This window comes from Streptomyces sp. NPDC005151, assembly GCF_053599875.1.
The window spans coordinates 21,868-28,301 of the sequence record NZ_JBSFYR010000096.1 but is presented as its reverse complement, the minus strand read 5'-3'; the positions used below and the strand labels follow the sequence as shown (position 1 = coordinate 28,301).

General features: G+C 70.5%; 5 protein-coding genes and 1 pseudogene. 4 read left to right on the top strand and 2 right to left on the bottom strand.

All coding sequences use genetic code 11. The features are described from left to right. Nucleotides 1-351 precede the first annotated feature (351 nt). A pseudogene (locus ACWD6R_RS33515) lies at nt 352-597 on the top strand (NF041680 family putative transposase); the annotation flags it as partial. A 264-nt stretch (nt 598-861) separates the two neighbouring features. Here ACWD6R_RS33515 and ACWD6R_RS33510 read toward each other — a convergent pair. Both ACWD6R_RS33510 and ACWD6R_RS33505 read right to left on the bottom strand, forming a co-directional pair. Continuing rightward, nucleotides 862-2,103, bottom strand: a complete 1,242-nt coding sequence (locus ACWD6R_RS33510) for an MBL fold metallo-hydrolase (RefSeq protein ID WP_451822159.1) — start codon at nt 2,101-2,103, stop codon at nt 862-864. A 93-nt stretch (nt 2,104-2,196) separates the two neighbouring features. Continuing rightward, the gene (locus ACWD6R_RS33505) at nt 2,197-2,637 is read right to left on the bottom strand and encodes a PPOX class F420-dependent oxidoreductase (protein ID WP_451822158.1); all 441 of its coding nucleotides are present in this window, start codon (nt 2,635-2,637) and stop codon (nt 2,197-2,199) included. A gap of 156 nt (nt 2,638-2,793) precedes the next feature. Here ACWD6R_RS33505 and ACWD6R_RS33500 point away from each other — a divergent pair, with 156 nt between their 5' ends. The 3 genes from ACWD6R_RS33500 to ACWD6R_RS33490 all read left to right on the top strand — a co-directional run bounded on the left by ACWD6R_RS33500 (nt 2,794) and on the right by ACWD6R_RS33490 (nt 6,321). Next, nucleotides 2,794-3,357, top strand: a complete 564-nt coding sequence (locus tag ACWD6R_RS33500) for a carboxymuconolactone decarboxylase family protein (RefSeq protein WP_451822157.1) — start codon at nt 2,794-2,796, stop codon at nt 3,355-3,357. Between the two features lie 118 nt (nt 3,358-3,475). After that, nucleotides 3,476-5,104, top strand: a complete 1,629-nt coding sequence (locus ACWD6R_RS33495; RefSeq protein WP_451822156.1) for a thiamine pyrophosphate-binding protein — start codon at nt 3,476-3,478, stop codon at nt 5,102-5,104. After that, nucleotides 5,101-6,321 (top strand): Glu/Leu/Phe/Val dehydrogenase dimerization domain-containing protein, encoded by a 1,221-nt coding sequence (locus ACWD6R_RS33490; RefSeq protein WP_451822155.1) that lies wholly within the window; start codon nt 5,101-5,103, stop codon nt 6,319-6,321. The genes ACWD6R_RS33495 and ACWD6R_RS33490 overlap by 4 nt, the downstream gene beginning before the upstream one ends. Nucleotides 6,322-6,434: the final 113 nt, after the last annotated feature.

The window sequence follows — 6,434 nt, the reverse complement described above, 5'->3', positions numbered from 1 at the left end:
TCACTGGATACCAGGCTGCCGAGGGAGAGACGAACCCACTGGCCAGCGGGCTGGACTCTCTCCGGGGCTCAGGGGAACACAAGGGATGTCGCACAACCGGCACGACCGCCTGCTGTCCTTCGGCAGCTCGATGCCGCACTGGCTGCACCGCCGGACGTTCCTCCTGGCCATACCCCCAGGGTCCTCCCATCCAGCGGCGCAGGCCAGGGCCTGTCATTCCTCGTCGGAGGCGTCCGGATCGCGCAGCGGGCGCAGGCCGCCGGGCAGGTCGGGGAGCTGGAAGGAGTACCGGCCGAGCATGTTGATGTGGTGCCTCACGAACGGGGAGAGGCGGGCGACGTCCTGCCGTGAGAGAGACCGAGTCCGCCCGACAAGCTCACTCCCGCCCGAGTCCGCCGCGATTTCCGGCACCTCCGCCCGAAGGAGGCCTGTCCTGCCAGAGCACCGAAATCCTCCCGCCCCGGCCCAGGACGGCCGTCCGGTCGCAAGAACGCCCGGCCCGCTCCACGCTATGACGTGCACACAGTCGGCAAACCGGGCCCCGCAAAACGACGGACGAAGAAGCCAACAACCCCGCGGCCACGCCGCACAGGTTAAAGATCAAGTTAGAAATACGGAAGCCCCACCCCGCCGTTTCGGCCGGAAGGGTGGGGCCTCGGTGTCAGGACTTGACAATCCGCGTCTCGACTTGGATGCCGGATGGCTTTCGTGAAGTGGGCAGTGGGATGTACTGCCGTGCCTCAGCAGCCCTCCCCCGTCGAGGGGGACCGTCGAGCGCCTGGATCACCTGCTTCTGTTCGGCCTCCGTCAACTTGGCGAACGACTGCGTCGTTGCGTTCAGGCTTTCATCCCTGCCCCGAGTCACCGCTCACCTGCGAGGTCAAGATCGCGATTGTCCTGACCCTGAGCAACGTCCGTTGCCTCGCTGCGGCGCCAGGGGTGTGCAATCGGGGCAGCCACGGACCGCCACCAGGGATCGAGGGGAAGCGTTCCCGCGGGTTCGAAGGGCTCGCCCGGCCGGGGAAATGCGGCTGGCTGCTCGGCTTCCTCGGCGGCATCCTTAGTCCACTCGCCGGGCTCTGCCCACGGGTGCACGGAGAGGGTGAAGGTGCCCCAGTGGATGGGCATCATGACGCCGTACGGCTTACCCCCTTGCAGGTCAAGGTGCGCCTGGATCCCCTGAGCGGGCGTCATATGTATGTCGGGCCACCCACCGGGGAGTGGGGTACATTCCGTGTGGTTCTTGGGCCAGTACTCGGAGTAGGCGCCGATCTGGATCATCGTCGCGTCGAACGGGCCGTGCTCGGCGCCGATGTCCTTGAAACCGGGGAAGTAGCCGGTGTCCCCGCTGTGGTAGATCCGGTGCTCCGGGCCCGCGACGGCCCAGGACGCCCAGAGGGTGTGCTGCTGGTTGCGCAGGCCGCGCCCGCAGAAGTGCCGGGCGGGGGTTGCGGTCAGGCCGATCCCCGCGATGTGCGTGGTCTCGTTCCAGTCGAGCTCGCGCATCCGGTCGGCGGACACGCCCCAGCGCTCCAGGTGGGCGCCGACGCCGAGCGGAACGGCGAAGACCGTGTCCGTACCCGCCAGGGACTTGATCGTCGGCAGGTCGAGGTGGTCGTAGTGGTCGTGGGAGATGACGACCGCGTCGACCGGGCCGAGCGCGGCGAGCGGCAGAGGAACGGGGTGCAGCCGCTTGGGCCCGGCAAACGCGAAGGGCGAGCATCGCTCGCCCCACACCGGGTCGAAGAGCACCCGGCGGCCGTCGATCTCGGCCAGCACGCTCGAATGACCCATCCAGGTGAGCCGGAGCCCCGTGGCGGGCGGCGCGGCGAGGTCGGCGAGCGTGGTGGCGTGGACGGGTACCGTGCCGGTCGGCGTCCTGCGGGCCCGCTCCTCCTTGCGGAAGAAGACCTTCGCGAACTCCAGCATGGAGCCGGACGGACTGCTCCGCGCCCCCATGGGGTTCTGGAAGACGCCGTCGGCGAAGTTGGGTGAGCGCCGGATGCGCTCCATGCGGTCGCCGTCGGGGTCGGCGCCGAATGCGGCAGGTCGCAGCGTACGGAGCCGGGTGCGGAGCGGGTGCAGGGAGTCAGCGCCGGTCACAACATCTCCTGAGGGAGTCGGTGTCGTTTCATTATGAGCAGGGGGTACGACCGTGCGAGTACGGGACGGCCAGGGGAATGACGGCCCGCCGCCTCAGCCACGCGGCTGCCCGTATACATGCTCCACGTGCAGTCGCAGGACGATCCGCCGGTCGCGGACCATGGCACTGCGGTAGTCGTCCCAGTCGGGGTGCTCGCCCTGCACGTCGCGGTAGAGCGTGATCAGCTCCTCCACGGTCGCATCGTGCGGATCGGCGGCGACCGGCGACAGCTCGGCGGTCCCGTCCGCGACCGTCCAGGCCCAGCGGTCCTTGCTGGTGACGTGGTAGCTCGCCCTGGGATCGCGCCGGAGGTTCCGCGTCTTCGCCCTGTCCTCGGTGATCGAGACGCGGATGATGCGCTCCTCGGGACAGTAGAAGTGATTGACATTGGACAGCTGGGGCCGGCCGTCCCGCTTCAGCGTCACGAGCACCCCGCCGTTCTCCTCGGCGATCAGCCGGAGGAGCGCGTCCTGCTCTGCATCGAATCCCGTCATGCCGGAACCAACGTCCGTACCCGTCGCAGGATTCCGCGATCCACCGCTCTCCGATGTCACATCCGGCAGCCCCGGCCGTCATATCCGTGACAGCAGCCGCCGGCATCCCCAGGGGACCGCGCGGCGGACTCGGAGCCGAACCGAAGGAGACCCGCCATGACCGCCCGTATCTCGCTCGACCCGCCCCGCAGCCTCCTCTACCGCGCCGTGTCGTGGTATTCGAACCGTACGTACGGGAAGGTCATCGATCCCGTACGGGCCACCGCCCACCACACCAAAGTGCTGTGGGCCGGGCTCCGCTTCGAGCTGGCCGTGGGCCGGTGGAAGGCGCTGGACCCACAGCTCAAGGCCCTTGCGGTGATGACGTCCGCGGCGACCGTGGGCTGCAGCTGGTGCATGGACTTCGGCTACTGGGAGAACCACCGGCACGGGATGGACCCCCCGCAAACTGCGCGAGGTGCCGGTGTGGCGGGAGGCGAGGCATACACGCCGCGGGAGCGTGACGTCATGGAGTACGCGGAGGCGATGAGCCTCGCCCCGCCGGAGGTCACGGACGAGTTGGTGGACCGGCTCAGAACCGCGCTCGGCGAGAAGGCCCTGGTGGAGCTGACGACCATGGTCGCCGTGGAGAACATGCGCTCGCGGACGAACTCCGCACTGGGTCTGGCCAGCCAGGGCTTCAAGGACCAGTGCGAGGTGCCGCGCCCCGCCGCTCCCTGACGGTCGCACTTCCGTCACTGAACCGCGATTCAGTAAAGATCACATTGACAGGGGCGCTCCCACCTCCCAATACTGACTGGCGATTCAGTAAATCGACCTGTTGGTGGAGGGAGGCAGTGTGTCCGAGCAGCCGAGGCCGACCTCGCTGACCGGTGGCGAAGCCGTGGTTCGCGCACTGGCGGAGCACGGTGTGAAGCAGGCGTTCGGTATTCCGGGAACGCACAACCTGGAGATCTACCGGCATCTGGACCCGTACGGCATCGCGCATGTCACCCCGCGCCACGAGCAGGGCGCGGGGTACGCCGCCGATGCGTACGCGCGGGTCACCGGACGCCCTGGGGTGGCGATCACCACCACCGGTCCGGCGCTGCTGAACATCGCGGCGGCGGTCGGGCAGGCGTACTCGGACAGCGTGCCGCTGCTGGTCGTCTCGCCCGGCATGCCACTGCGCCACCCGCGCCAGTCGACCGGTCTGCTGCACGAGATGCGCAGCCAGACCGAGGCGCTGCGGGGGGTCTCGGCATTCAGCCACCGGGTGTCAACCGTCGAGGAGATCTTCTCCGCGGTGGCCCGCGCCTTCACGCTGTTCCGCACCGGGCGCCCGCGCCCGGCCCACATCGAGGTGCCGCTCGATCTGCTGGAGACGCCGGCACCGGCGGGTCCGGTACGGCTCGCCCCGCCGACGCCCGCGACCTGCCCGTCCGGGCCCGCACTGCGGGACGCGGCGCAGGCGCTGCGATCGGCCCGGCAGCCCGCACTGGTCCTCGGCGGCGGTGCCAGGAACGCCGCGGAGCAGTGCCTGACGCTGGCCGAGGAGCTGGGTGCGCCGGTGGTCACCACCGCCAACGGCAAGGGGATCGTCGACGAGACGCACCCGCTGTCGCTCGGGGTGTCGCTGCACAGCCCGTCCGTACAGCAGTGGCTGGCCGGGTGCGATGCGGTGCTGGCCGTGGGCACGGAACTGGCCGAGTCCGATCTCTGGTCCGCGCCGCCCGTGCTGCGCGCCACCCTGATCCGGGTCGATGTCGACCCGGATCAGATGTACGCGGGACTGCCCGCGCAGCTGCCGCTCGTCGGCGATGCCCGCACCACCCTGGAAGCCCTGCGGCAGCAACTCGCCGAGCCTCACGGCGCACCGGCCTCCGGGGCTCCGGACCGGGCCGGTGCCGCACGGGCGCTGCGCGCCGGGCGGGACGCGGAGACCGCCGAGCGCGATGCCCGCTGGCTGCCGTATCTGCAGGCCGTACGAACCGTGCTGGACGCGGACGCGATCCTGACCTCGGACAGCGCGCAGTGCTGCTACTACGGCGCGATCCCGCATCTGCCCGTGGGTCCGGCGGGACGCTATCTCCATCCGACCGGCTTCGGCACGCTCGGCTATGCCCTGCCCGCCGCGATCGGCGCGAAGACCGCGTACCCCGCCCGTCAGGTGGTGGCGCTGAGCGGTGACGGCGGGCTGCAGTTCTCCGTGCAGGAGCTCGCCACCGCCGCCCAGCTGCGACTGCCGCTGCCCGTCGTGGTGTTCGACAACGGCGGTTACGGCGAGATCCGCGACGAAATGGCGGCGCGCGGCGACACCCCCACGGCGGTCGATCTGCCGTCCGTCGACCTCCCGGCGCTGGCCCGCGCGTACGGCGGCCACGGTGTCCACGCCGATTCACCCGAGGCGCTCACCCGCGCCCTGTCCCTGGCCCTGACCACCCCTGGGCCCACCCTGATCACTGTGACCGAGGAGACCCCCCGATGACGACGCCGACGACCGCGTCCCCGTCCGCCCTGCCGGCCCCGCTGATCTCGCTGACCTGGACGGACCATGTCACCGGACGCCAGGGCCATCTGGTCGTCGACCGGCTGGTGCGCGGTGTGTCCAGCGGCGGGCTGCGGATGCGGGAGGGCTGCACGCTCGACGAGGTGGCCGGACTCGCCCGAGGTATGACGATGAAGGAGGCCCTGCACTTCGACGCCGACGACGCCCATGCCCGCTACATACCGCTCGGCGGCGCCAAGGGCGGCATCGACTGCGACCCGCGCGCCCCGGAGGCGTACGGCGTACTGGTGCGCTATCTGCGGGCCGTGCGCCCGTACATCGAGAACATCTGGACGACCGGTGAGGATCTCGGGCTGACGCAGGACCTCGTCGACCGGGCGGCCGCCGAGGCCGGGCTCGTCTCCTCGGTCCAGGCCGTCTATCCCCTGCTCGACGACGAGACGGCGGCACGGCAGCGGCTCGCCGACGCGTTCGCCGTCGAGGTGGACGGCATCGGGCTCGACGAACTGGTCGGCGGCTGCGGGGTCGCCGAGTCGGCGCTCGCCGCGCTTGACCGGGCGGGCGTGGCGTACCCGGAGGCGCGCGTCTCCGTGCAGGGGCTCGGCACGATGGGCGGAGCGACGGCGCGGTTCCTGGCGCGGGCCGGGCTGAAGGTCGTCGCGGTCGCGGACATCAAGGGCACCATCGCCAACCCGGCGGGCCTCGACGTCGAGGCGCTGCTCACCGCCAGGGACGCGTACGGAACGGTGGACCGCGGTGCGCTGCGGGACGGGGACCGCGAGCTGCCCGCCGACGCCTGGCTGGCCCAGGAGGCGGAGGTGCTCGTCCCGGCAGCGGTCTCGTACGCCATCGATGCCACGAACCAAGCCCTGATCACTGCCCGTTGGGTGGTCGAGGCGGCGAACATGCCGGTGCTGCCGGAGGCGGAGACGCTGCTCGCCGGGCGCGGGATCACCGTGCTGCCCGATGTGGTCGTCAACTCCGGTACGAACGCCTGGTGGTGGTGGACCCTGTTCGGCGACATCGGCGCCGACGCCGAGGAGGCGTTCGGGCACACCCGTCGCTCGATGCGCGCCCTGATCGACCGGATGCTGGCCCGCGCCGAGGCCGACGGCTCCACACCCCGTGCGGCGGCCCATGCGCTCGTCGCCGAACGGCTGCCGGTGATGGCCGAACGGTTCGGCTGGTACCGGTGACGCTCCGCGGGTCTTCGCTCAACTCCCGCTGATCGAAAGGGTTTACGGCGAATAGCTGCCATGGCAGCTTCCCGCCAGCACCGACCGGCCCTATGCCGCCATGTTCCTGACAT

Coding starts and splice junctions, on each gene's coding strand:
- ACWD6R_RS33505 (WP_451822158.1), bottom strand. CDS start 2,637: ATGACGGGATTCGATGCAGAGCAGGACGCGCTCCTCCGGCTGATCGCC.
- ACWD6R_RS33500 (WP_451822157.1), top strand. CDS start 2,794: ATGACCGCCCGTATCTCGCTCGACCCGCCCCGCAGCCTCCTCTACCGC.
- ACWD6R_RS33490 (WP_451822155.1), top strand. CDS start 5,101: ATGACGACGCCGACGACCGCGTCCCCGTCCGCCCTGCCGGCCCCGCTG.